The 24,242-nt window shown below is 33.2% G+C and carries 22 protein-coding genes; 15 read left to right on the top strand and 7 right to left on the bottom strand.

What is annotated here, in order from left to right:
- Positions 1-176: 176 nt before the first annotated feature.
- Positions 177-878: a hypothetical protein gene (locus tag H1R17_RS06155; RefSeq protein WP_163432088.1), complete on the top strand. Its 702-nt coding sequence runs from the start codon at positions 177-179 to the stop codon at positions 876-878.
- 49 nt (positions 879-927) lie between these two features.
- Here the strand turns inward: H1R17_RS06155 and H1R17_RS06150 are convergent, their stop codons facing one another.
- Both H1R17_RS06150 and H1R17_RS06145 read right to left on the bottom strand, forming a co-directional pair.
- Complete coding sequence (locus H1R17_RS06150) at positions 928-1,308, bottom strand: OsmC family protein (protein ID WP_163432086.1); 381 nt, start codon at positions 1,306-1,308, stop codon at positions 928-930.
- Between the two features lie 2 nt (positions 1,309-1,310).
- Complete coding sequence (locus H1R17_RS06145; protein WP_163432084.1) at positions 1,311-2,198, bottom strand: pirin family protein; 888 nt, start codon at positions 2,196-2,198, stop codon at positions 1,311-1,313.
- A gap of 122 nt (positions 2,199-2,320) precedes the next feature.
- Between H1R17_RS06145 and dusB the strand changes: the two genes are divergently transcribed.
- Both dusB and H1R17_RS06135 read left to right on the top strand, forming a co-directional pair.
- The gene (gene dusB / locus H1R17_RS06140) at positions 2,321-3,319 is read left to right on the top strand and encodes a tRNA dihydrouridine synthase DusB (RefSeq protein WP_163432082.1); all 999 of its coding nucleotides are present in this window, start codon (positions 2,321-2,323) and stop codon (positions 3,317-3,319) included.
- A 58-nt stretch (positions 3,320-3,377) separates the two neighbouring features.
- Entirely contained in the window at positions 3,378-4,727 is a 1,350-nt protein-coding gene (locus tag H1R17_RS06135; RefSeq protein ID WP_240453352.1) for a DEAD/DEAH box helicase, read from the top strand.
- 35 nt (positions 4,728-4,762) lie between these two features.
- Here H1R17_RS06135 and H1R17_RS06130 read toward each other — a convergent pair whose 3' ends face one another.
- From H1R17_RS06130 to H1R17_RS06120, 3 genes are all read right to left on the bottom strand, one after another.
- Positions 4,763-5,713 (bottom strand): mechanosensitive ion channel family protein, encoded by a 951-nt coding sequence (locus H1R17_RS06130; protein WP_240453351.1) that lies wholly within the window; start codon positions 5,711-5,713, stop codon positions 4,763-4,765.
- A 79-nt stretch (positions 5,714-5,792) separates the two neighbouring features.
- Entirely contained in the window at positions 5,793-6,851 is a 1,059-nt protein-coding gene (locus H1R17_RS06125; RefSeq protein WP_163432080.1) for a M20 family metallo-hydrolase, read from the bottom strand.
- Positions 6,852-7,043: 192 nt separating this feature from the next.
- Positions 7,044-8,237, bottom strand: coding sequence for an aminopeptidase C (locus H1R17_RS06120; protein ID WP_163432078.1), 1,194 nt, complete (start codon positions 8,235-8,237; stop codon positions 7,044-7,046).
- Positions 8,238-8,379: 142 nt separating this feature from the next.
- On the opposite strand from H1R17_RS06120, the gene H1R17_RS06115 reads away from it, so the two are divergent.
- The 4 genes from H1R17_RS06115 (at position 8,380) to H1R17_RS06100 (ending at position 12,987) form a co-directional block, all read left to right on the top strand.
- Complete coding sequence (locus H1R17_RS06115) at positions 8,380-9,558, top strand: MFS transporter (RefSeq protein WP_163432076.1); 1,179 nt, start codon at positions 8,380-8,382, stop codon at positions 9,556-9,558.
- 53 nt (positions 9,559-9,611) lie between these two features.
- A complete protein-coding gene (locus H1R17_RS06110; RefSeq protein ID WP_163432075.1) occupies positions 9,612-10,139 on the top strand; it encodes a hypothetical protein in 528 nt (175 codons plus the stop codon).
- Positions 10,100-11,863, top strand: a complete 1,764-nt coding sequence (locus H1R17_RS06105; protein WP_163432073.1) for a S41 family peptidase — start codon at positions 10,100-10,102, stop codon at positions 11,861-11,863. The genes H1R17_RS06110 and H1R17_RS06105 overlap by 40 nt, the downstream gene beginning before the upstream one ends.
- Before the next feature lie 86 nt (positions 11,864-11,949).
- A complete protein-coding gene (locus tag H1R17_RS06100; protein ID WP_163432071.1) occupies positions 11,950-12,987 on the top strand; it encodes an META domain-containing protein in 1,038 nt (345 codons plus the stop codon).
- Between the two features lie 13 nt (positions 12,988-13,000).
- On the opposite strand, the gene H1R17_RS06095 is transcribed toward H1R17_RS06100, so the two are convergent.
- Complete coding sequence (locus H1R17_RS06095; protein ID WP_163432069.1) at positions 13,001-13,297, bottom strand: co-chaperone YbbN; 297 nt, start codon at positions 13,295-13,297, stop codon at positions 13,001-13,003.
- A 56-nt stretch (positions 13,298-13,353) separates the two neighbouring features.
- Complete coding sequence (locus H1R17_RS06090) at positions 13,354-14,607, bottom strand: metallophosphoesterase (RefSeq protein ID WP_240453350.1); 1,254 nt, start codon at positions 14,605-14,607, stop codon at positions 13,354-13,356.
- 105 nt (positions 14,608-14,712) lie between these two features.
- Between H1R17_RS06090 and polA the strand changes: the two genes are divergently transcribed.
- From polA to H1R17_RS06050, 8 genes are all read left to right on the top strand, one after another.
- Positions 14,713-17,526: a DNA polymerase I gene (gene polA / locus H1R17_RS06085; RefSeq protein WP_163432067.1), complete on the top strand. Its 2,814-nt coding sequence runs from the start codon at positions 14,713-14,715 to the stop codon at positions 17,524-17,526.
- Positions 17,527-17,685: 159 nt separating this feature from the next.
- The gene (rplM, locus tag H1R17_RS06080) at positions 17,686-18,141 is read left to right on the top strand and encodes a 50S ribosomal protein L13 (RefSeq protein ID WP_163432065.1); all 456 of its coding nucleotides are present in this window, start codon (positions 17,686-17,688) and stop codon (positions 18,139-18,141) included.
- Positions 18,141-18,527 carry a 30S ribosomal protein S9 gene (gene rpsI / locus H1R17_RS06075; RefSeq protein WP_163432063.1) on the top strand — a complete coding sequence of 129 codons (387 nt, stop codon included), beginning with the start codon at positions 18,141-18,143 and terminating at the stop codon, positions 18,525-18,527. Before rplM ends, rpsI begins: the two co-directional genes overlap by 1 nt.
- Before the next feature lie 139 nt (positions 18,528-18,666).
- Entirely contained in the window at positions 18,667-19,410 is a 744-nt protein-coding gene (gene rpsB, locus H1R17_RS06070) for a 30S ribosomal protein S2 (RefSeq protein ID WP_163432061.1), read from the top strand.
- Positions 19,411-19,518: 108 nt separating this feature from the next.
- A complete protein-coding gene (tsf, locus tag H1R17_RS06065; protein WP_163432060.1) occupies positions 19,519-20,484 on the top strand; it encodes a translation elongation factor Ts in 966 nt (321 codons plus the stop codon).
- A gap of 116 nt (positions 20,485-20,600) precedes the next feature.
- A complete protein-coding gene (locus tag H1R17_RS06060) occupies positions 20,601-22,982 on the top strand; it encodes a TonB-dependent receptor domain-containing protein (RefSeq protein WP_163432058.1) in 2,382 nt (793 codons plus the stop codon).
- A 2-nt stretch (positions 22,983-22,984) separates the two neighbouring features.
- A complete protein-coding gene (locus tag H1R17_RS06055; protein ID WP_163432055.1) occupies positions 22,985-23,548 on the top strand; it encodes a DNA-3-methyladenine glycosylase I in 564 nt (187 codons plus the stop codon).
- Position 23,549: 1 nt separating this feature from the next.
- The gene (locus H1R17_RS06050) at positions 23,550-24,191 is read left to right on the top strand and encodes a queuosine precursor transporter (RefSeq protein ID WP_163432054.1); all 642 of its coding nucleotides are present in this window, start codon (positions 23,550-23,552) and stop codon (positions 24,189-24,191) included.
- Positions 24,192-24,242: the final 51 nt, after the last annotated feature.

Genomic DNA, 24,242 nt, shown 5'->3' with positions numbered 1-24,242 from the left:
TCATTCTTGAGGGCTTTTCGCTTCTATCCCTCACGCATTAAGGCTTCATTACCTCTAATTTGCAAATATAAGTTATTTTTATTTTGTTTAAATCAATAAATCTTGATTATAGTTTTTTGTTCATTTTTTTTTCACTATATTTATAGCATTAGTTATCAATAAACAATGTACAATTTATGAAAAAAATAGCATTTATCTTTTTTATACTAGAGTTTTTATTAATAAATAGTATTCACTCTCAAGCAGGTGCCTTAGGATTAGCACCTACCAATGACTCTTTTAAAAATGAATCTGGTTTAACAGCTACTTTAGTTAACATAACTACACGTGAAAAGATTCTTACGACCGGATCTGAATATGTAAACGCATCATTTAGTGAGGCTACCGTTGATAATGGCTCTAAACTTTTTGATCTTCGTTATAATAACTATACAGGTTTTTTCGAATATAAAAAATCATCTAATGAAACAATATCGATTTCAAAAGAGCAAAACAAGGAGATTAGTTTTAAAGATGGTAGAAATTATTTTCTTAAGAACTATAAAATTAACAAATCAAAAAAAGAAGAATATTTACTTCTTCTAGGGATTAGAGATTCTAAAGTTAAAATTTACAAATTAGAAAGCATTGAATTTATTCCTTATAAAGAGGCTCTAAACAACTATCAAGAGCAAAAATTACCTGAATATAAATTAAAAAAGCCTTTGTTTTTTATTGAACATGAAAACAATGTTGTGCCTATTGAAAAAAGTAAAGATCTAGAAAAAGCTTTTCCTAGTAAAAGTAAAGAGATAAGACAATTTTTAAAACAAAATAAAATTGATTTTGCTTCTGATGAATTTCTTATTGTTCAGCGGTTTTTAGATTCAATTTTATAAAGAATAATTAGTTATTATAAAAAAAACTCGGTTTAAAACCGAGTTTTTTTTATTCCATCACAGTAGGATTTTGTAATAATTTATAAATAGGGCATTTCATAGCAATAACATGTAACCTCTTTAATTGCTCTTCTGTTAAATCACCTTTAAAATCAACTTTTTTTCTAAAGATGGATGTTCCTGGAGTGGTTTCTGTATCTAATTCAACCTCAACAAAAACTTCTTCTAACGGCCATTTGCTTCTATCGGCATACATTCTAACGGTCATGGCAATGCAACTGGCTAAAGCAGATGCTAGCAATTCTTTTGGTTTTACGCCTAAACTAGCCCCGCCTTCACCTTCGGGCATATCCGAAATGAATTCTTTTGTAGAGGTGGTAATGGTTGTTTTATACTTTTCTTTTCCTATATGTGCTTTTACAAATTCCATAATTAATCTTTTTTAAACGGGTTTTCGGGCAATGGTACAAATTCTGTTTCGCCAGGAACTTTAGGAAATTCTTGTTTTCTCCATTTATCTTTAGCCTCTTCAATGGTTTCACGTGATGTAGATACAAAGTTCCAAAAAATAAAATGCTCTTCTGGAAAAGGTTCACCACCAAACAAATAAATGGTTGAACCAGCTTTCATATCAAACGTACACAAATGCGCATCTTTGGTAATTAAGATTTGCTTTGGTCCAAAAGCAGTTCCTGCATTAGAAACTTCACCCTCTAAAATGTACAAACCACTTTCGCCGTACAAACGATCATGCATATTTATCGCTACATCTTCGTTCGCTTTAATTTCAATCATGTACAACTTACTGTATACAGGTACACCCGATTTTTTGTCTTCAAATTCACCCGCAATCAATTTAAAATCGGTTGAACCTTCTTTCCAAACAGGTAATTTATCTGCTTCAATATGCACAAAATTAGGCTCCATATTTTCTAATGCTTTGGGCAAAGCAATCCAAATTTGTAAACCGTGCATTGTTTTTTCTACATTACGTAAATGTTCAGGAGTGCGCTCAGAATGCACCACACCTTTACCAGCCGTCATCCAATTTACCGCACCAGGTTCAATTGTAATATTGTTTCCTAAACTATCTCTGTGCTGCACCGCACCTTCAAACAAAAAAGTTAAGGTTGACAACCCAATATGTGGATGCGGAGCTACATCTAAATTTTCGCCCGCTTTCATGTGTGCAGGTCCCATATGATCAATAAACACAAAGGGTCCAATGCTTCTTTTTTGTTTAAAAGGCAATAATCGCCCTACCAAAAAGTTACCAATATCAGCGGCTTTCTCTTCAAAAATATAATCTATATTCGACATTTTTTTCTTTTTAATAAAGATACAATAATTATTCTTTCAATAAACTTAACCTAAAACAAGAAGTAGGTACATAATAATATTAATGAAAAAAAAATACCTAATTTTGCATAAAATATCTTTTCATGATTAAAATTGGCAAAATAGAATTACCTAATCATCCGCTGTTGTTAGCACCAATGGAAGATGTAAGTGATCCACCTTTTCGACGTTTGTGTAAAATGCACGGCGCTGATATGATGTATTCTGAATTTATTTCTTCAGAAGGATTGATTCGTGATGCTATGAAAAGCAAAATGAAATTGGATATTTTTGATTATGAGCGTCCTGTTGGCATTCAGATTTTTGGTGGCGATGAGGAAGCGATGGCTTTATCTGCTAAAATTGTAGAAGCTGTTCAGCCAGATTTAGTGGATATTAACTTTGGATGTCCTGTTAAAAAAGTAGTTTGCAAAGGTGCTGGCGCTGGTGTTTTAAAAGACATTGATTTAATGGTGCGTTTAACAAAAGCGGTTGTAAACAGCACACATTTGCCTGTTACAGTTAAAACACGTTTAGGCTGGGACGATGAATCAATTAATATTGATGAAGTTGCTGAACGTTTACAGGATGTAGGCGTACAAGCCTTAACGGTTCACGCACGTACACGAGCGCAAATGTACAAAGGACATAGCGATTGGACGCATATTGAACGCATACATAAAAACCCGCGATTAAGCATTCCTATTTTTGGAAACGGCGATATTGATTCTCCTCAAAAAGCGAAGGAATACAAAGAGCGCTTTGGTTTAGACGGAATGATGATTGGACGCGCCGCTATTGGCTATCCTTGGATTTTTAATGAAATTAAACATTACTTAGCAACAGGCGAATTTTTAGCTCCCCCAACTATGGCGGATCGATTAGAAGCTGCTAAAAATCATTTAATTTGGTCGATGGAATGGAAAGGCGAACGTTTAGGAATTGTAGAAATGCGTCGCCATTACACCAATTATTTTAAAGGAATTCATGGTTTTAAAGCACATCGCCAACGTTTGGTTACCGAAGATGATCCTTTAAACTTAATGCGCATCTTTGATGAAATTGAAGATTTTTACAAAGATTACGTTATTGAACAACTTTAAATAAGGAACTCGAACCTTAAGGTTCGAGTTTTTATTTTCTCTACAAAACACCTCTATCATGCATCACACAAAATCAACCAACATATTATTGAATTTAGGTATTGAAAACCTAAACGAAATGCAACAAACTGCCAACGAAACTATTTTAAACGATACAGAAACTCTATTGTTATCGCCCACAGGCTCTGGTAAAACATTGGCTTTTTTATATCCTTTATATCAATTGATTGACGACGACGCAAAAGGCATTCAGGCATTAATTCTGGTTCCATCAAGAGAATTAGGTTTGCAAATTGAACAAGTATGGAAAAAAATGGGTACTACTTACAAAGTAAACATTTGCTATGGCGGGCATAATATTGATACGGAACTGAAAAATTTATCGAATCCACCGGCGCTGTTAATAGGTACTCCTGGTAGAATTGTAGATCATATTGAAAGAGCATCTATTGATTTATCAACCATTAAAACATTGATTTTAGATGAATTTGACAAATCGTTACAATTAGGTTTTCATGAACAAATGTCGTTCATCATATCTCGTTTAAAGAATGTGAATAAACGCGTTTTGGTATCGGCTACCAATGCCATCGAAATACCAAAATACACCAAAATAACGCGTCCTACAAAGTTAGATTTCATTCCTAAAGACGAACAAAGTGTTTCATTATTAGAAGTAAGAAAAGTGGTTTCTCCTGAAAAAGACAAATTGAATACCTTGTTTCATTTAATTTGTAATTTAAACTCAGAATCAGGTATTGTTTTTTGTAATCACAGAGATGCCGTTGAGCGTATTTCGGATACGTTAAATGAGCGTGGTATTGTGTCAACTCACTATCATGGTGGAATGGATCAGGATGAACGTGAGCGCGCTTTAATTCAATTTAGAAACGGAAGCGTGCCTTATTTGGTTACAACCGATTTGGCTGCACGTGGTTTGGATATTCCTGATATTAAGCACGTAATTCATTATCATTTACCTTTTAAAGAGGAAGAATTTACCCACAGAAACGGTCGTACGGCACGTATGGAAACAACAGGAACGGCTTATTTAATTTTACATGAAGATGAAAAAAAGCTGGATTATGTTGATTACGCAATGGATGTTTTTACGGTCGATCTAAATGCTCCCGTTCCTAACAAGCCAGAATTTGTAACTTTATACATTAGCGGTGGCAAGAAAAATAAAATCAATAAAATTGATATTGTAGGCTTTTTATCTCAGAAAGGTTCTTTAGAAAAAGGCGATTTAGGTTTGATTGAAGTGAAAGACTTTGTATCGTTTGCTGCTGTAAAAAGCACAAAAGCACAGACATTATTACACGCTATAAAAGATGAAAAAATGAAAGGCAAAAAGTATAAAATACAAATTGCCCGAAATGTTATTAAAAAAGACGATCGTTTATAAATAAAACTAAAAAGCCACTCAATGAGTGGCTTTTATTATTCTGATTTTGGTGTATCATTTATAATATGAATTGGCGCTGCAGCGTATGGATTTTTAAATCCACCTTCATAAACAAGGTTTTTAATTTCGTTTTGCAAGGTTTCGCTTATTTCAACATAATTTTGTTTTTCTGCCCAAGCACGCACTGTTAAAACAACTCCAGCAGGCGTTAACTCTTTTACAAAAATTTCAGGTTTTGGTGTTTGCAATATTTTACTGTTAGATGCTAATTTAGCTTCAATTACCTTTTGTACCTCTTGAATATTATCACCATAACTAATGGTTAACATAAAATCGACTCTACGTTTGGTGATTTTAGAGAAGTTACGAATAACCGAGTTTGCCAATGTACCGTTAGGGCTAAACACTTTAATACCTTGCCCGTTTGTTAAACTAGTGTATAACAAATCAATTTTATCAACAGTACCTTCGGTTCCAGCACTGTTTTCAATATAATCGCCTACTTCAAACGGGCGAAACAATAATATCAACACACCACCTGCAAAGTTTGATAATGAACCTTGCAAAGCCAGACCAGCAGCTAATACTAAACCTGATAAGGCACCTAAAATAACTGTTATTTCAAAACCTAAATTTCCAGCAACCAATAAAGCAAGAATTGCATACAAAATAAATTTAATTATAGAATATAGAAATCCTCTTAATGATAAATCTACATTTCGTTTTTCAAATCTATTTTTTACAAGTTTTAAAACAGTTCTTATTATAAACAAACCAACAATTAAAAAAATCATTGCTTTAATTACAGCAGGAATAGCATCAATTGCCATAGCAATAAACTTTTCCATATAATTTGAAACTTCTGATACAGAACCTACAATACCATCTTTCACGTTTTCAGGTTTAACTGCATTTATAAGTTCTTCTTTTTGCCCTGCAAGAGTAATGGTATCTTTTACGGCTACTTTTAACGAATCTTCTTTCATATTTTTTTATTTAAACATTGATAACAATGTTTGTTTATTTGCATCAAAGTTAATGGTTTGTTCTTTTCTCTTCAAAAAATCACAATACAATTTGATCTAACATTTTTATGTACAAAGGCACGCCTTCTTCAATTTCTTTCACATAGATAAACTCATCAGCTGTGTGCGATCGAGCCGAATCTCCAGGTCCTAATTTTACTGAAGGAATTTTTAACAATGCCTGATCACTTGTTGTAGGAGAACCATAAGTAGTGCGCCCTAAAGCAATACCCGCTTGAACAATGGGATGCTGTATATCAATACACGATGGTTTTAAACGAGTTGATCGCGGGTGAATATCGCTTATTGTATGCTCATGAATAATATCTAAAACTTCTTCATTGGTATACGCATCGGTAATGCGAACATCTACAACAAAATCACAACTTGAAGGCACAACATTGTGCTGTGTACCTGCATGAATCATAGTTACCGACATTTTTATGAATCCAAACATTTCTGATTTCTTAGGAAATTGATACGATTGAAACCACAAAATATCTTTAATAGCATTGTATATTGCATTCTCACCTTCTTCACGCGCTGCATGCCCCGATTTTCCAGGTGCTTTACATTCCAAAACCATGAGTCCTTTTTCTGCAATAGCCAAATGCATTTGAGTTGGTTCGCCTACAATTGCAAAATCTAAAGCACCTAATTTAGGTACAATCCATTCTATACCATGCAAACCTGAAATTTCTTCTTCGGCAGTTGCAGCAATAACAAAGTTGTATTTTAAATTTGGTTGATTGTAATAATGTAAAAAAGTAGCAATTAAAGAAACCAAACATCCACCAGCATCATTACTTCCTAAACCATATAACTTGCCCTCTATAATCTCTGCCTGAAAAGGATCACGTGTATAATCTTTATTGGGATGAACAGTATCGTGATGTGAGTTTAATAAAACAGTAGGTTTTGATGCATCATAATACTTATTAAAAGCCCACACATTGTTTAAATCTTGATGTGTAGCAACACCATAACTTTGTAAATAGCTATTAATTATTGCTGCAGTTTGATCTTCTTCTTTGCTATATGATTGGGTACGGATTAAATCCATTAACAAACCAATACTACCTTGTATTAACTTTTCCATGTGTTTGTATTAGGAACACTATTGTGCTTACGCTGAAATTTGTTTCAAAAATACTAAAATATCATCAATTGCATCATTATTAATGGTTTTGATGTATTTTTTACTTTTTTCATTAAAAGTGATTCGCTTTTAACTACAATAAACAAAAAAGAGAGGTTAAACAACCTCTCTTTTGTATCATTTATGATTTAATTACAAAGCTAATTTCTTAGCAATACCTTTTGGCAACGCATTTTTGTGTACCATAATATCGGTTGCTTTGTATTTCATGAACTCTTTTGTCATGTACATATACCCTTTGTAATCGTTTGTTAAACCCCAAGAGTTTTTCACAATATAGTATTCTTTACCATTTTGATCTTTAGCAATACCTACAATGTGCATACCATGATCATCAGTAGTTTCATAGTTATCAAATGCTTTTTGACGATCAGCATCTGTTACTTTTTTCTCTGGTTTTGGTCCTTTAAACATATCTGCTTTTTGTTCTGCTGTCATGTTAGCAAAATCAATTTCAGGAATGTATGCTACACCGTTTTTCCAGCTAAATCCTTTTTCAGAAACGTCTCCACCCCAAGCAACAGTATATCCGTTCTTTAAAGCATTGTCAACAATCTCTACTAACTCGTCTTGTTTTACGTTCCATACTTGGTCAAACGCCCAGTTGTCTGGCACTAATAAAGTAAACTTAGTATACCAAGGATATTCTTGAAACGATGAAACCTCAACATAATCATCCGGATTAATTCCTACAACCTGATCAGCAAACGTTTTTGGTGTGTATTTTTTACCTTCGTATGTAAACTCTTTTGGAGCCTCACCTAAATACGTGTCAATTACATTTGTATACGCTTTTTCCCAGTTAGCCGAAAGTTTTTCGTTTTTAATTACTGAACCTAATACCGCTTCTAACATAGACGACATTTCTGCCATATTGTTACGCGTTTGTCCTTCTTGTAAACCTGTATAAGCTGTTCTTGGCACAGTACCGTATTTTTTGTACATATTCATAACATCATGAAAAGCACCACCTTCGCCTAAAGTTACTGCACCGTGCATGCGAACATACATTTTTCCTTTTTCGATGTATGAGTTACGTGCTGTGAATATTTGCGCTAATTCAACCGGTTTTTTACCCATACGGATCATTTCTGATTCGATGAACGAGTTACCTGAATAACTCCAACAAGTACCCGATGAACCTTGATCTTTAATAGATGTATTTTCTAAATTAATTACATCGGTAAACGTAAAATGATCTTTACTATTAGCACTTTGATTTGCTTTTACTTTATTCATTAAATCATCTTGTGCCGATGCATTCGATGTTGCAGCCAAAGCAATAATTACTGCTGCTAATAATGGTTTTAATTTTAAACGAAACATATTGTTATTTGAATATTTTTAATTGTAAGTACGAATTTACATTATTTGTTACATTTTAAATGCAACATATTGCATAAATATTTCTTGTAAACAGCCTCTTATTTCAAATTACGCTACTTTTGCAGTTGGATTATTGTACATTATGACGCATTCTAAACCTGTATTAACCAAACCTATTTTATGGTTTTTAACCATTACAACGGGGCTTATTGTTGCCAACATTTATTACAACCAACCCTTATTGGGTTTAATTGCCAAAGATTTTAACGTAGCCGAAAGCAATGTAAGCAAAATAGCCATGCTTACCCAAATTGGTTATGCGGTAGGTTTGTTTTTAATTATTCCTTTGGGCGATAAAGTGTCTCGCAAAAAATTAATACTCTTAAGCATGTGTCTTACCATTTTTTTATTAATAGGTATTGCCACAGCTACCCAACTGACCGTTTTGTGTGGTTTTAGTTTTGTTTTAGGTATTGTATCGGTAATTCCTCAACTGTTTGTACCTATGGTTGCCGAGTTATCGCCCGATAACAAACGTACCCAAAACATAGGCATGGTAATGTCGGGCTTATTAATAGGTATTTTAGCATCGCGCATGCTTAGTGGTGTTGTAGGCGATGCTTTTGGATGGCGCACCATGTTTTACATTGCAAGTGTCTTAATGCTTGTAACTACTTTGTGTATTTACGCCTTTTTACCTACAACACAACCTAACTTTACCGGAACGTATAAATCCTTACTACAATCGGTGGTTCATTTTGCTAAAACCGAACCTATATTGCAATTAGCATCGTTTAGAGGGGCTATGGGATTTGCAGCTTTATCGGCCATCTTTACCAATTTAGTGTTTCATTTAGAAGAAGCTCCTTTTTATGCCGATGCCAGTATAGCAGGTATGTTTGGTTTGGCAGGTGCTGTAGGCGCCATTGCAGCAGCATCGGTTGGTAAATTAGCAACATACTTCTCTAAAAACAACATCATTACCGCTGCTATTGGCATTATTCTGATGAGTTGGCTGTTTACTTTAGGTGCAGGATATACCTATTGGGGCCTAGCTGTTGGTTTTATATTAATTGATTTTGGTTTGCAATCTACACACATTATGAACCAAAGTGTGTTTTTTGCCATTAACTTAAAAGCAAGCAGCCGATTAAATACCGTTTATATGGTATCGTACTTTACAGGCGGATCGTTAGGAACTTTCTTAGGTGCTATTGCTTGGGAACATTACAAATGGACAGGCGTTTGCACCGTTGGTATATTATTTACACTTTGTGCTTTATTAGCGCATGTGTTGTTTGCAAAAAGAACGGTTGATTAGCGTTTAATTCTTTATAAAAAGAACAAAATAGATATTATCAAAAAACACAGTACATGAAAAACATATACGTTATAAAAACAGTTTTGTTGTTGTTTTTGGCGTTTTGCAATCAAACAATGCACTGCCAAACAACAGAAGAAATTAAAAACTTAGAAGACTTTGCTAAATTGTATGGGTATGTAAAGTATTTTCATCCATCCGATGAAGCTTCAACAATCAACTGGCAATCTTTTGCTACTCATGGTGTTCATAATATTTTAAATAATAGTAACAGTAATACATCACAAACTACTTTACAAAAGTTGTTTGTACCTATTGCTCCTACTATTTCGTTTAATAATGAACTGTACACTTTTAGTAATAATGCAAAATATCCGGTGTATTGGGTACATAACGGTTTGGGAATTGATAATACTTTTCCTAATTTTTACAGTTACCGATACAACAAAAGCAAAAGCATCTTTCATAAAAAGTCGGCTAGTTTGTTTCTTCCTTATACCATCTCAAAAGCAAAAGCATCTTTCATAAAAAGTCGGCTAGTTTGTTTCTTCCTTATACCATCTCAAAAGCAAAAGCATTGAAATTAAATTATGTTGCAAAGGTATCAACCAATGGTAAAGCTATCGCGCTATTAAAAGTATTCGACGCAAATAATAAAAGCATACAATCGGTAACATCTTCTAATAATGCTATAACATCAGACCAATGGAAACATCAATCGTTATTGGTAGAAGATGTAACAAATGTTCATGAAATTTTAATTGGTTTGTTTGCCGAAGGAAGCGATGGTAGTTTTAAAGATGTTACTTTACAAGTACAAAATGAAAACGGTGTTTGGGAAAACATTTCGTTGCCTAATTTTGACGATAACTTGTGGTTTGCCGAACCTAAAGATGATTATTTGGTACGAGAAAACAACAGTATTACCCTAAAAACCATTATACCTGCAAAGCAATTACACAATACGGTTATTGATTCACTAATAAAACCACATGCCTATTTAAAATTACACAATGCTTTTGCTATTATTCCTACTATAGTGTATGCCAATGAAAAAGGAACGTTGCCCGAAACCAACCCTACCAACTTACAACATTTCATTAATGAAATGGAAGCAAGTAATAGTGGTTCTTTTACTAAAGAAACATCGTTGACAAATGCAATTATTTTATGGAATGCTTTTAGACATTTTTATGTGTATCAAGAAGATTTAAATATAAAATGGGATGCTTTACTACATCAATTATTAAAAGATGCTTACCATGCCCACACTATAGAAAACCATATATTGGTATTAGAAAAGTTTTTAACACATTTTAAAGATGGTCATATTCGTATTAATCACAATACTTTAATTCCATCGTACGAAAACACCTACTGCACACCCATTAACTTTGCTTTTGTAAACAATACTTTAGTGGTAAAGGATACGAAAGATACTTTTAAAGGAAACATAAAAAAAGGAACTATTATTACAGAAATAAACAACACGCCTACTCATGTTTTTGTTGATAGTGTTTCGCAATACGTATCGGGTAGTGAACAATTTAAAAGAGTAAAAGTTTTAAGAAGGATAAACGAAGGGAAGCTAAACTCGACTTTAAAAATTAAAACAAATGATGATATTGAAATTCAACTTCTTAGAAACACATCTTACAAAGAAAACGAAGACTTTTATAAAAGCAATCTTCATGAAAAACACAAAGAAGTAACAAAGGATATTTATTACATCAACCTATCTAAAATAGATGATCAAGAAATAGATGCTTTAATACCTACCATTAACCAATACAGAGGTTTGATTATTGATAATAGAAACTATCCTAAAGATACCAGACATCGACTTTTTAGCTATTTTACTGTTAACGATACTGCCAAATGGTTAGGCAATACTGTTGTTTTAAATCCTGATTATAAAGGAGTAAAACAGACCTTTAACAGTTACGCTCTAAATAAGAAAAAAGCCAACATTATGCTTACCACAAAAAATGTTATGCTTATTAATGAAAATACTATTAGCAACGGCGAACTTTTAGCACAACTATTTAAACATTATCATTTAGCAACCATTATAGGCAAGCCAAGTGCGGGCACAAATGGCAACATAAACGATTTAAAACTATTACATAATTTCTCTATTATATTTACAGGTTTAAAAGTACAGAATCCAAACGAAACTGTTTTTCATGCTGTAGGTGTGTATCCTGATATAGAAGTATATGAAACAGTAAATGACATTAAAAACAATAAAGATGTTTACTTACAAGATGGAATTGAGTTTTTAAATAACACTTTAAATAAGTGATTGTTGATTTTACAAATCGATAAAAATTCACAAAACTTGTACGTTATTGGCACACTCATTGCATAGTGTAATGAAAATAAGTAAGAATGAAATCATTAAAACTAGTAATGCTGTTCTTCAGCATATCAAGCCTGACATTTGCGCAGGAAATTATTAAAATGCAAATAAAGGAAAATACAGTACCTTGTACAGGTGTTGCTCCAATGGATTGCATGCAGGTAAAAATAGGGAAAGATAAAAACTGGACTAATTTTTACAATAACATAGAAGGCTTTAATTACCAACCGGGATATACATATAATCTTAAGGTTATTAAAACTAAGAAAACGGGAAAGCTTCCTGCTGATGTTTCTGCATATGATTACAAATTAAAAAAAGTAGTTTGTAAAAAGAAAGTGAAGAATAAAGAGACAACAACAACACAATCAACAGCGTTTTTAAACAAAAAAATGGTTCTTACCAAGTTAAAAGGAAAAGAAATAACAAATGGTAAGGTATACGCAACTTTTAATAGTACTAATAATAGTGTATATGGTAAAAGCGGCTGTAATAATTTTAGTGCTTCGTTTTCTTTGAACAGTGATAAGGTTTCTTTGCAATCAGGAATATCAACTCAAATGGCTTGTGACCCCGAAAGTATGCAATTAGAAAATGATTTTCTAGAAATGCTTCATTCAAAAAAATATACTGTTGCAGTTATTAATGATAGAGTGCAGTTTACAGATGTTGCAAAGAAAGAAGTGACAATTGAATTTACAATTCCAACGGCAAAAGATATCTGGACTTTTATTGATGGAAAAAAATGGAAGTTATTTCAAATGAATCATGTGGGTAAGGATTTCGGTAATGCTTTTATTTCATTTGATGTAGCTGGTAAAAAGGTAATGGGAAACACAGGATGTAACAATTTTTCAGGAACGTTTGCAACGGTTGATGAAGAAATTGTGTTTTCGCCTTTAAGAACAACAAGAATGGCATGTGGCGATGAAGAAAAAGCAAAAACAGAAAGTGAAATAATAACCAATATTGGCGAACAAAAAGTAAGATTTGATGTGGCAGAACAAACACTCAATTTTTATAAAGACAATAAATTGGTAATGATGTGGGGATGGGTACAAGAATAGTACCCATCTTTTTTTAATTAAAAGCCTTAGCTATCATTACTAAAGAGTTTTTATCTGTAATGCCAGATTGGCGCCAAACCATAACACCGTTTTTATAAACCATAAGGGTGGGTGCTGTTTTAATACGCAAAGCCTCTACCAATTCTTTGTTTTTCTGAATGTCGATTTTTATGATGGTTAATTTTTCTGCCATCTCTAAAGCAACTTCTTCAATTGTTTGTTGCATTTGTTCACATTCTGCATTATGTGGTGCAGTAAATTGTATGAGAACAGGGGTTGTTGAATTTATTAAATCACCAAATTTTGACATGTGCAATCTTTTTTCTATCCCTACAAAATTAAAATTTTTCAATTAGTAAGCATTTATTATTTGCTTTTTTTTAATTCTAAAACAGTAATTTCAGGCCAAATACCTACACGACCTGAATAGGCATGAAAGCCAAAGCCTCTGTTTACATAAATATACTGATGCCCTTTGTTGTATAATCCACCCCACTCAGGGTAAATGTATTCTGCAGGACTCCATTCAACAATATTAGGAATATTAAAACCAAATTGCATACCGTGGGTATGTCCAGATAATGTTAATTGATATTTTTGTTTGTGACCAACAATCTCCGCATCCCAATGCGATGGATCGTGTGTCATTACTATTTTAAAACTATTTTCAGGAACATTTGTAGAAGTAAGTGCTAAATCGCCTGCTTTCTTAAAATTCAATCCCCAATTTTCAACACCTAATAAATAAATAGTATCGTTGTTTTTTGTTAACGGAATGTTTTCATTAAGTAAAAGTTGAAAACCACTTTTTTTTATATTCTCTTTAATGTCAACAAAATTAGCTTCTTTTGCCGCTTCCGATGGCCATTTTACATATTCGCCATAATCGTGGTTTCCTAGAACAGCGTATTTACCGTATTTAGGAGTTTTTATTTTTTGTAAAAATTCAATCCATGGGTCAGCCTCAGTTGCAAGTGTGTTTACAAAATCGCCTGTAAAAAGTAAAATATCGTAATCTTGCGCATTAATCATTTCTATGCCTTTTTCAATTGCATCTTTATTATCCCAGCTTCCAACGTGTAAATCGGATATTTGTAAAATTCGTAAGCCATCAAATTCTTTAGGTAAATCGTTAAAAACAATAGTTTGTGTACGGGTTTTAAAATTGTATTTGCCAACTACAACACCATATATTATGGACACCGACAACAAACCAGCAGCTATTAAAACAATACGAGTTAACAAAGAACTGCGAGAGTTTTGTATTATTTTTTTGTAAATAAACTTGTTGCTTGTCCATCGTGAAAACCTAAAAAGATCTTCTATTAACAAAGGAATACTAATGAGTATTTTGGGTAGTAAAAACAATAGAATAAGCGCCATTATGTGCATGCTTTCGGCGGTTTGCCCCTTGGTTTTATCGGCCCCGTTGTAGTAAAGTACAATACTAACAATTATGGTAATAAGTAAAATTAAGTAGGCGTAAACGGCTGTTCTTTTTTTTGTAAACTTATATAGTAAATGGCACGTATAAACTTCGCCTAAAATAATGAATAGTAGTAAAATAGGAAATACTTTTGCAATCATTGGTGGTTTTCTAAAATCAAAGCAAAAATACATAAAGCTATTGGTTATTAGCGGTTTGTTTTTATTACTTTAACACATTTGGCTGTGCTTTTTTTTCAAATACATTTATTGTACTTTTGAAGTCATTGAACAAATAGTATGAGTCAGAAACGATTATTTTTATTAGATGCCTACGCACTTATTTTTCGTGGGTATTATGCCTTTATAAAAAATCCGCGCATTAATTCTAAAGGTTTAGATACTTCAGCCATTATGGGATTTATGAATTCTTTAATGGATGTTATCAAACGAGAAAAGCCTGAATATTTAGCTGTAGCTTTTGATAAAGGAGGTAGCCAAGCGCGTTGCGAAATTTTTCCAGAATACAAAGCTAATCGAGATGAAACACCCGAGGCTATAAAAATAGCGGTGCCTTATATTCAAGAAATCCTTAAAGCCATGCATATTCCTATTATTGAAGTTGCAGGTATTGAAGCTGATGATTTAATTGGTACGCTTTCTAAAAAAGCAGAGAAAGAAGGTTTTCAGGTTTTTATGGTAACGCCAGATAAAGATTATGCTCAGTTGGTTTCTGATAATATTTTTATGTATCGCCCAGCACGTATGGGCAACGGTATTGAAATTTGGGGTGTTGATGAAGTAAAAGAGAAATTTGAAGTAGAACATCCGTTACAAGTAATTGATTTTTTAGGAATGATGGGCGATGCTGTAGATAATATTCCTGGATTGCCTGGAGTAGGCGAAAAAACAGCTAAGAAATTATTGGCTGAGTACGGCTCTATGGAAAACCTTTTAGAAAATACACATGAGTTAAAAGGGAAAATGAAGGAGAAAATAGAAGCGTCTAAAGAACTAGGAATGCTTTCTAAAGAATTGGCTCGTATTATGTTAGATTGCCCTGTTGAGTTTGATGAAGAATCGTTTCACTTAGATAAACCCGATGTAGAAAAAACCGATGCTCTTTTTCAAGAATTAGAGTTTCGTAGAATGAAAGAGCAGTTTGATAAGTTGTTTTCTGATGAACAAGTTATGGTTCAGGCCACACCTATTGGTAAACAAACGGTAAAACAAGACGATCAGTTTTCTTTGTTTGAAGTGGGCGATAGCGAAATTAAAATTACCGATGAAGGGTATTATAAAACCTTACAAAATACAACACATTTTTATCAAATTGTAGACGGGGTGTTTCCTTTGCAATTGCTTGTAAAAACATTAGTTCAACAAACAGAAGTATGTTTTGATACCGAAACTACCAATATTGATGCTAATCAAGCCTTGTTGGTAGGTATGTCTTTTTCGTTTGCAAAAGGACAGGCATATTACATACCATTTCCTGAAAAACAAGAAGAAGCACAAGAATTAATTGAAGTGCTGCGACCGTTTTTCGAAAATGAACAAATTGTTAAAATCGGTCAAAATTTAAAATACGACATCAAAGTTTTAAAAAATTACGATGTTGAAGTGAAAGGATTTTTGTTTGATACCATGATTGCGCATTACTTAATCAATCCAGATATGCGTCATAATATGGATGTTTTGGCAGAAACCTATTTACAATATCAACCTAAATCTATAGAAGATTTAATCGGCAAAAAAGGCAAAGGGCAAAAATCAATGCGCGATGTTGCTTTAGAAGATATTAAAGAATACGCTGCAGAAGATGCAGACATTACCTATCAATTAAAAGAAGTTTTTGCGCCAAAATTAGAGCAATCGAAAACAAGAGAGTTATTCGATAAAATTGAAAGTCCGTTGGTTTCTGTTTTAGCTGATATGGAAGCAGAAGGTATCCGTTTAGATGTTCCTTATTTAAAGCAATTATCAACCGAATTGTTAAGTGAATCTCAAGCATTACAAGCAAAGATTTTCGAGGTTGCGGGAGAAGAATTCAATTTAGCATCTCCAAAGCAATTAGGCGTCATTTTGTTTGATAAATTAAAAATAGGATCAGGTAAAATAAAGAAAACCAAAACCGGACAATATGCTACGGGTGAAGAAGTTTTAAGTGAATTAGCAAAAGACAATGAAATTGTGCGCGATATTTTAGAATGGCGCCAAATTGTGAAGTTACAAAACACGTATGTTGATGCTTTGCCTACGCAAATCAATCCAAAAACGGGTCGTGTGCATACCGATTATATGCAAGCCGTTGCAGCAACAGGGCGTTTAAGTTCTAACAATCCAAACTTACAAAACATACCTGTGCGTACCGAGCGTGGACAAAAAGTTAGAAAAGCTTTTGTTGCCAGAGATGAAAATCATGTATTGTTATCTGCCGATTATTCTCAAATTGAATTACGAATTATTGCTGCTTTGAGTGGTGAACCAACCATGATAGAATCGTTTCAAAAGAATCTAGATATTCACAAAGCTACCGCTGCAAAAGTTTTTAATGTAGATTTAAATGAGGTAACGCGTGAGCAAAGAAGTAATGCAAAAACAGTAAACTTTGGAATTATTTACGGAGTTTCGGCTTTTGGATTGAGTCAGCAAACTAGTTTAACTCGTGCAGAAAGTAAAGAATTAATTGATACGTATTATGCAACTTACCCAAAACTACGTGATTATATTGATGATCAAATTGCTTTTGCACGTGAGTATGGTTATGTGCAAACGGTTTCAGGTCGCCGCAGGTATTTAAAAGATATTAATTCGCAAAATGCTGTTGTACGTGGTGCCGCAGAACGAAATGCTGTGAATGCACCTATACAAGGATCGGCTGCTGATATCATAAAAATAGCAATGATTAATATTCATAACAGATTGCTAAACGAAAAGTTTGAAACTAAAATGTTACTACAAGTACACGATGAGTTAGTGTTTGATGTTCCTAAACACGAAGTGGAAAAAGTAACACCTATTATTAAGCAAGAAATGGAACAAGCGTTTAAATTAATAGTTCCGTTAGAAGTAGAAGTAGGATTGGGCGATAATTGGTTAGAAGCACATTAATATTTAGAAATAATGAGAATAGGTTTTTATTACACTTAAATAGTTTTTTAAAGTGTTATTTATAAAAAAGAAGAAAAACCTACTTGCATACTAAAATAAAATGTTTAATTTTGCACTCCCTTTATTGGGAATGGAATGTTTAATTAAAAATAATTTATTGTGGAAAGTTTAAGCTACAAGACAGTATCAGCTAACAAAGCAACCGTTCAAAAAGAATGGATTGTTGTAGACGCTGAAGGTCATAACTTAGGTCGCTTAGCTTCTAAAGTAGCTATGTTACTTAGAGGTAAGTACAAACCAAGTTATACACCTCATGTGGACTGTGGAGATAACGTAATTGTTATCAACTCAGAAAAGATCAACTTAACAGGTAACAAATTGAATGACAAAACGTACATTCGTCACACAGGTTACCCAGGTGGTCAAAGAGAATTAACAGCTAAAGTAATGCAACAAAAAAATCCTGCATTATTAATTGAAAAAGCTGTAAAAGGAATGTTACCTAAAAACAAATTAGGTGCACAATTATTCCGTAATTTAGATGTAAATGTAGGTTCAGAGCACAAACATGCTGCACAAAAACCTAAAACCGTTAATTTAAACGATCTTAAGTAATGGGAGTTATTCACAAAATCGGTAGAAGAAAAACCGCAGTTGCTCGTGTTTATGTTACAGAAGGTTCTGGTAACATCACAGTAAACAAAAAAGAATTCGCAACTTATTTCCCAACGGCAACTTTACAATACAAAGTTTTACAACCACTTTCTATGACAGAAAATGCTGAAAACTTTGACGTAAAAGTAAATGTTTACGGTGGTGGAACTACAGGGCAAGCAGAAGCTGTACGTATGGCTATTGCACGTGCAATGTGTGAAGTTGACGCTGAAAACAGAGCAATCTTAAAACCAGAAGGTTTATTAACGCGTGACCCACGTATGGTTGAGCGTAAGAAATTTGGTCAGAAGAAAGCTCGTAAGAGATTCCAGTTCTCTAAACGTTAATATTTATTATTATTTATTAAAAAAATCTAAGTTTTTGTTGCTCGCTAGCTGAGGCTAGAAGTAGTTTAGCATCTAAATGAAGCCTAGAGCAAATGCTTAAGGGAACATTGCTAACACAAGAACGTAAACTATTACAAAAATGGCAAACAAAGTAGACGTAAAAGAATTACTAGAAGCAGGTGTACATTTTGGACACATGACTAGAAAATGGGACCCAAACATGGCTCCTTACATCTATATGGAGCGTAATGGTATCCACATTATCAATCTATATAAAACAGCAGCTAAAATTGAAGAAGCTAATGAAGCTTTGAAAAAAATCGCTGCATCAGGTCGTAAAGTATTATTCGTAGCGACTAAAAAACAAGCAAAAGATATCGTTGCTGAAAAAGCAGCAGCAGCTAACATGCCTTACATTACTGAGCGTTGGCCAGGTGGTATGTTAACTAACTTCGTAACTATCCGTAAAGCTGTTAAAAAAATGGCTTCTATTGATCGTATGAAAAAAGACGGTACATTCATGACTCTTTCTAAAAAAGAGCGTTTACAAGTAGACCGTTTACGTGCTAAATTAGAAAAGAACTTAGGTTCTATTGCTGATATGACACGTTTACCAGCTGCATTATTTGTAGTTGATATCAAAGCTGAACACATCGCAGTAAAAGAAGCTCAAAAATTAAACATTCCAGTTTTTGCAATGGTTGATACAAACTCTGATCCTCGTGAAGTAGATTATGTAATCCCAGCAAATGACGATGCTTCTAAATCAATCGATAAAGTATTATCTTTAGTAACTAGCGCTATCATTGACGGTAATTCTGAAAGAAAAACTGAAAAAGAAGAAGTAGCTAAAACTGAAGCACAACCTACTGCTCAAGAGTAATCTTAACAGTTCCTTAAAGTCGTTATGCTGATGGTTTCATATCTTTGAATCTATCAAATAACGACTTTTTTCTATTTAAAAATAACTAATTATTTAATTCTCAATACAATGGCAAATATTACTGCTGCAGACGTAAATAAATTAAGACAAGTTACAGGTGCCGGAATGATGGACTGTAAAAAAGCTTTAGTGGAAGCTGAAGGAGATTTCGATAAAGCAATCGAAGTGTTACGTAAAAAAGGTCAAAAAGTGGCTGCTAACCGTTCAGACCGTGAGTCTGCTGAAGGTGCTGCTGTTTCTTTTGTAAACGCTGATAACACTAAAGGTGCTATTATCACTTTAAACTGTGAAACTGATTTTGTTGGTAAAAACGAAGCTTTCGTTGCATTAGCTAAAGAATTAGTTGAAAAAGCAATTAACTTTAACTCTAAAGAAGAATTCTTAGCATCTGCTTACAATGATTCTATGACTGTTGCTGAAAAATTAATTGAGCAAACAGGTGTAATTGGTGAGAAAGTTGAAATCGGTGGTTTTGAAATTTTAGAAGGATCATTCGTAGGAACTTATGTTCACGGTAACAAAATTGCTGCTTTAACAGCATTGTCTTCTAAAATTGATAGCGCAGAAGCTTTAACAAAAGATATCTCTATGCAAGTTGCTTCTATGGGTGCTGATACATTATCTTACAAAGATTTTGATCCTGCATTTGTAGCTGCTGAAACTGAGGCTCGTATTGCTGTTATTGTTAAAGATAACGAAGAATTAGCACGTTTAGGTAAAACATTGAAAAATGTACCTCAATATATTTCTTATGCACAACTTTCTGATGCTGTTTTAGCACAAGCAGAAGAAGATGCTAAAGCTGAATTAAGAGCAGAAGGTAAACCAGAGCAAATTTGGGATAAAATTTTACCAGGTAAAATTGCTCGTTTTATTTCTGATAACACTACTTTAGATCAAGAGCGTGCTTTATTAGATCAAAACTTTATTAAAGATGATTCTAAAAAAGTAGCTGATTATGTTAAAGGATTTAATGTTGAAATCGCTGGTTTCAAACGTGTAACTTTAGGATAATCATCTTTTAAAGATATAAAAACCCCAAATTTTTCAATTTGGGGTTTTTTGTTTGTAATTTTTAAAAGTTAATGTAACAGTATGGTACTTATTGTTACTAACATAAAAAAAGCGCCATGAAAAACACCCTACTTATTTTATCAATTTTATTTTTTAATTTAATAAACGCGCAAACTGCTACAATACAAGGAGTGGTAACTTTTGAAAGCGAACCTATTTCAGAAGTGTTTATAACCATTAAAGCAGATAAGGTTTACAACGCAACTACCAACGAAGAAGGTTTTTTTAATGTTGAAGTATCTGATAATATAACAAAGTACACAATTACATACGAGCATGTGCAGTTTAAACCACAAACTAAAACATTTACCTATGTAGATGGACAAATGCTTGATCTAACGTTTACAGAGGAACAAGACGAGCTTTTAGAAGCTATTGTAATCGACCAAACAAATAAAAATATTAGACGCTTTGCAGACAAAACGGTTATTAATATAGAAAATGTTACGGTTTTAAATTCGGGTTCTGTTTTTGAAGCGGTGAATAAATTACCTGGAGTTTTGGTAACATCAAACGGTCAAATTGCGCACAATGGTAAGTTAGCTACCATTTTTTTAGATGGCGAACCTACAGGTATGAGTGGTGATCAATTGACCAATTTTCTTAAAAATTTACCAGCAAATTCTGTAAAAGATATCGAAATTATTGATAATCCTGGAGCTAAATATTCAGCTACTTTTAGTGGTACTATCATCAATATCATTACAAAATCGGCAAAAATATCGGGTTTAAGCGGAAGTGTTATGCAAGAAAATCGCATCAACAGCAAAGTTAAATCTACTACTTCAGCCCAATTAATGTTCAAGAAAAATAAGTTTACTTGGAACATGACAACAGGTTATACGCATCACGAAGGAAACACAACAAGCAATAATAATTTTAGTTTTAGCAATGGTGCCAATCAAATTAAAGCGAACGAAGATTATTGGGCGAATAATTGGTATCAAAGTTATTTTTTACGCAACAATTGGCAGTATAAAGTAAATGATAAAACCAATGTTGCCTTAAAATACAACTACAATCATTTGTACAGCAAACCTAAAACATATGGTGCTATGCAAAATTCGTTAAATGATGTAACTACTGCTTACAATCAATTGGCTGTTGCAAACGCTAAAAGTAATAATCATGAAGTGCAATTACTGTATAATCAAAAGTTAGATACTTTAGGCACCAACTTTTCCATCACATCAACCACACAATGGCAGTTTAATAACAATAATAATCAGTTGGTTGTAAAAGATGCGTTGGTTTCTAAAATTTTGTCTGATAATGAATTTATGTACAGCGAAACAAAAGCCGATTTTGAAACACCTATTAAGCAAATAAACGGAACTTTATCTTTAGGAGCGCATTATACACATTCAGTTTCTGGAAATGATGGTGCTTACATTTGGAACCAAGCACGTTCTTATATTCCGTATGATTTTAAATACACCAACAAAGCCGCTTATGCAAGTGTATCGAGTAACTTAAAATCATTGATGATTTCTGCTGGATTGCGTTTTGAAGATTTAACATATGAAACCGCAACAGTGGTTGATTCGTTAAATAGAAAATCGCTTTACAATAACTTTTTTCCAACGGTAACATTAAAATATCCTTTGATGTCTGGTGTTTACCTTACTGCAGGATATAATAAGCGAATGAATTTGCCAGGTGCACAAGCATTTAATCCAAACATTACTTCGCAAAACAGTTTACTGGTTTCTAACTCGGGAAATCCAGATTTAAAACCTGAAATCAGTCATAATGCTAATCTTACGCTTACGGTGTTTGATTACATTTACTTTAGTTACAATATTTCTAAAAGACCCAACCAAAATGTTATTTTTTACGAAGTAACGCCAAATGGAACTTTGGAATCGAAATACCATAATATTGAAAACGGATTTTCGCAAAGTTTTAATATGGGCTTGCCTATTCCGTACGGTGTTTTTTCGAAAGGAATTAAAGGGATGATTGAAGATAGAAACGGTTTAAATGTTGATGAAATGAATTTCACCTATTTAAATGCGGGGTATTTTAAAACAAAGTACGATGATGTTATTCCTGAAAAATTTCAGCGTGGGGCGTTCTATATTTTTACGTATTCGCAGTTTTATTTAGGAAACGATACTCGTTTTTACGTAATGTATTACAATATGTTTAAAGGGGTGATGAATTTGTACGAGTTAAATAAGCCTGCTCAAAATTTAAATGTATCTTTAAACAAGAAGTTTTTTAATAAAAAATTAGTGTTAAACTTAGGTGTTGATAATGTTTTAAACAACGATGGTTACAATGTAAATGTTTTTGGTAAAGGCTTGCAAATGCAAACCCAAACGTGGAATGAACGCCGTATGTTTAAAGTAGGACTAACCTTTAATTTTGGTGGATTTAAAGATCAAAGTCAAAATGCTTTTCCTCAAGGAACACCACCTTTTAAAACAAATTAATTATGAGTCAAACAAGATGTGATTGGGTTTCAACTGATGAATTATATGTAAAATACCACGATGAAGAATGGGGAAAACCTGTTTATGATGATGAAACTATTTTTGAGTTTTTAGTGCTAGAATCGTTTCAGGCGGGGTTAAGTTGGATCACCGTTTTAAAAAAGCGCGAAAATTTTCGAGAAGCTTTTGATCAGTTCAACTACAAAAAAATTGTTCAATATACCGATGATAAAGTTGAAGAGTTGATGCAAAATGCAGGCATTATTCGCAATCGTTTAAAAATTCTGGCAACTATTAATAATGCTCAACGTTTTCAAGAAGTTCAAAAAGAATTTGGTTCTTTCTCTAAATATATTTGGGGCTTTGTAAATAATAAACCGCTAGTAAATAATTTTAAAACCATTAAAGAAGTTCCTGCTACAACCGATATTTCAGACGCTTTAGCAAAAGATTTGAAAAAACGCGGTTTTAAATTTTTAGGATCAACTGTTGTGTACGCGCACATGCAAGCAACCGGAATGGTGAATGATCATATTTTAAACTGTATTTGCAGAAACAATAAATAATATGCAACTCACCAAAAAGCAAATTGTTTTTATACTGTTAGGCGGTATTTTTGTTACCAACGCTATTGTGGCCGAATTAATTGGAGGAAAACTAATTAATGTAGGTCCGTTTATATTAAGTGTTGGTATTTTGCCTTGGCCTGTTGTGTTTGTTGCAACCGATTTAATCAACGAATATTTTGGTAAAGAAGGTGTTAAAAAGCTTACGTTTTTAACAACAGGCTTAATATTATATACTTTTTTAATGCTTGTTGGTGCAATGATGATTCCGGCATCTTCTGCTTCTGCTGTTACGGATGATGCTTTTCATCAAGTATTTGGGCAAGGTATGTGGATTATTGTTGCCAGTATTATTGCGTTTGTACTTTCTCAGCTTTTAGATGCTACTTTGTTTGCTATGTTTAAGAAAAAAACAGGCGATAAAATGATTTGGTTACGCAGTACAGGATCAACTGTTATTTCGCAATTATTTGATAGTTTTATTGTAACCGGAATCGCTTTTTGGTTAACAGGTAAATTGTCTACCAAAGATTATATCAATATGGCAGCAACGGGTTATACTTTTAAATTAGGATTAGCCATTTGCCTTACGCCGCTTATTTATTTGGGGCATTACATCATTTCAAAATACCTGAAAGATTAAAATGTTTTTGTAGATAAAAAATGAATACCTTTAATCTATTCTAATGCGTTA

It is taken from the genome of Flavobacterium sp. xlx-214, assembly GCF_013874595.1.
Classification (GTDB): Bacteria; Bacteroidota; Bacteroidia; order Flavobacteriales; family Flavobacteriaceae; genus Flavobacterium.
This window is presented reverse-complemented; position numbering and strand designations above follow the sequence as displayed.

Bases quoted from the DNA above. Each gene is read 5' to 3' on its own strand.
- H1R17_RS06050 (WP_163432054.1), top strand. From the start codon at position 23,550: ATGCAACTCACCAAAAAGCAAATTGTTTTTATACTGTTAGGCGGTATT.
- H1R17_RS06090 (WP_240453350.1), bottom strand. From the start codon at position 14,607: ATGTATTTTTGCTTTGATTTTAGAAAACCACCAATGATTGCAAAAGTA.
- H1R17_RS06130 (WP_240453351.1), bottom strand. From the start codon at position 5,713: ATGAAAGAAGATTCGTTAAAAGTAGCCGTAAAAGATACCATTACTCTT.
- H1R17_RS06150 (WP_163432086.1), bottom strand. From the start codon at position 1,308: ATGGAATTTGTAAAAGCACATATAGGAAAAGAAAAGTATAAAACAACC.
- H1R17_RS06055 (WP_163432055.1), top strand. From the start codon at position 22,985: ATGAGTCAAACAAGATGTGATTGGGTTTCAACTGATGAATTATATGTA.
- H1R17_RS06155 (WP_163432088.1), top strand. From the start codon at position 177: ATGAAAAAAATAGCATTTATCTTTTTTATACTAGAGTTTTTATTAATA.
- H1R17_RS06095 (WP_163432069.1), bottom strand. From the start codon at position 13,297: ATGTCAAAATTTGGTGATTTAATAAATTCAACAACCCCTGTTCTCATA.
- rpsI (WP_163432063.1), top strand. From the start codon at position 18,141: ATGGGAGTTATTCACAAAATCGGTAGAAGAAAAACCGCAGTTGCTCGT.
- H1R17_RS06125 (WP_163432080.1), bottom strand. From the start codon at position 6,851: ATGGAAAAGTTAATACAAGGTAGTATTGGTTTGTTAATGGATTTAATC.
- H1R17_RS06100 (WP_163432071.1), top strand. From the start codon at position 11,950: ATGAAATCATTAAAACTAGTAATGCTGTTCTTCAGCATATCAAGCCTG.
- H1R17_RS06120 (WP_163432078.1), bottom strand. From the start codon at position 8,237: ATGTTTCGTTTAAAATTAAAACCATTATTAGCAGCAGTAATTATTGCT.
- H1R17_RS06145 (WP_163432084.1), bottom strand. From the start codon at position 2,198: ATGTCGAATATAGATTATATTTTTGAAGAGAAAGCCGCTGATATTGGT.
- H1R17_RS06110 (WP_163432075.1), top strand. From the start codon at position 9,612: ATGAAAAACATATACGTTATAAAAACAGTTTTGTTGTTGTTTTTGGCG.
- H1R17_RS06060 (WP_163432058.1), top strand. From the start codon at position 20,601: ATGAAAAACACCCTACTTATTTTATCAATTTTATTTTTTAATTTAATA.
- rpsB (WP_163432061.1), top strand. From the start codon at position 18,667: ATGGCAAACAAAGTAGACGTAAAAGAATTACTAGAAGCAGGTGTACAT.
- polA (WP_163432067.1), top strand. From the start codon at position 14,713: ATGAGTCAGAAACGATTATTTTTATTAGATGCCTACGCACTTATTTTT.
- tsf (WP_163432060.1), top strand. From the start codon at position 19,519: ATGGCAAATATTACTGCTGCAGACGTAAATAAATTAAGACAAGTTACA.
- H1R17_RS06135 (WP_240453352.1), top strand. From the start codon at position 3,378: ATGCATCACACAAAATCAACCAACATATTATTGAATTTAGGTATTGAA.
- H1R17_RS06115 (WP_163432076.1), top strand. From the start codon at position 8,380: ATGACGCATTCTAAACCTGTATTAACCAAACCTATTTTATGGTTTTTA.
- dusB (WP_163432082.1), top strand. From the start codon at position 2,321: ATGATTAAAATTGGCAAAATAGAATTACCTAATCATCCGCTGTTGTTA.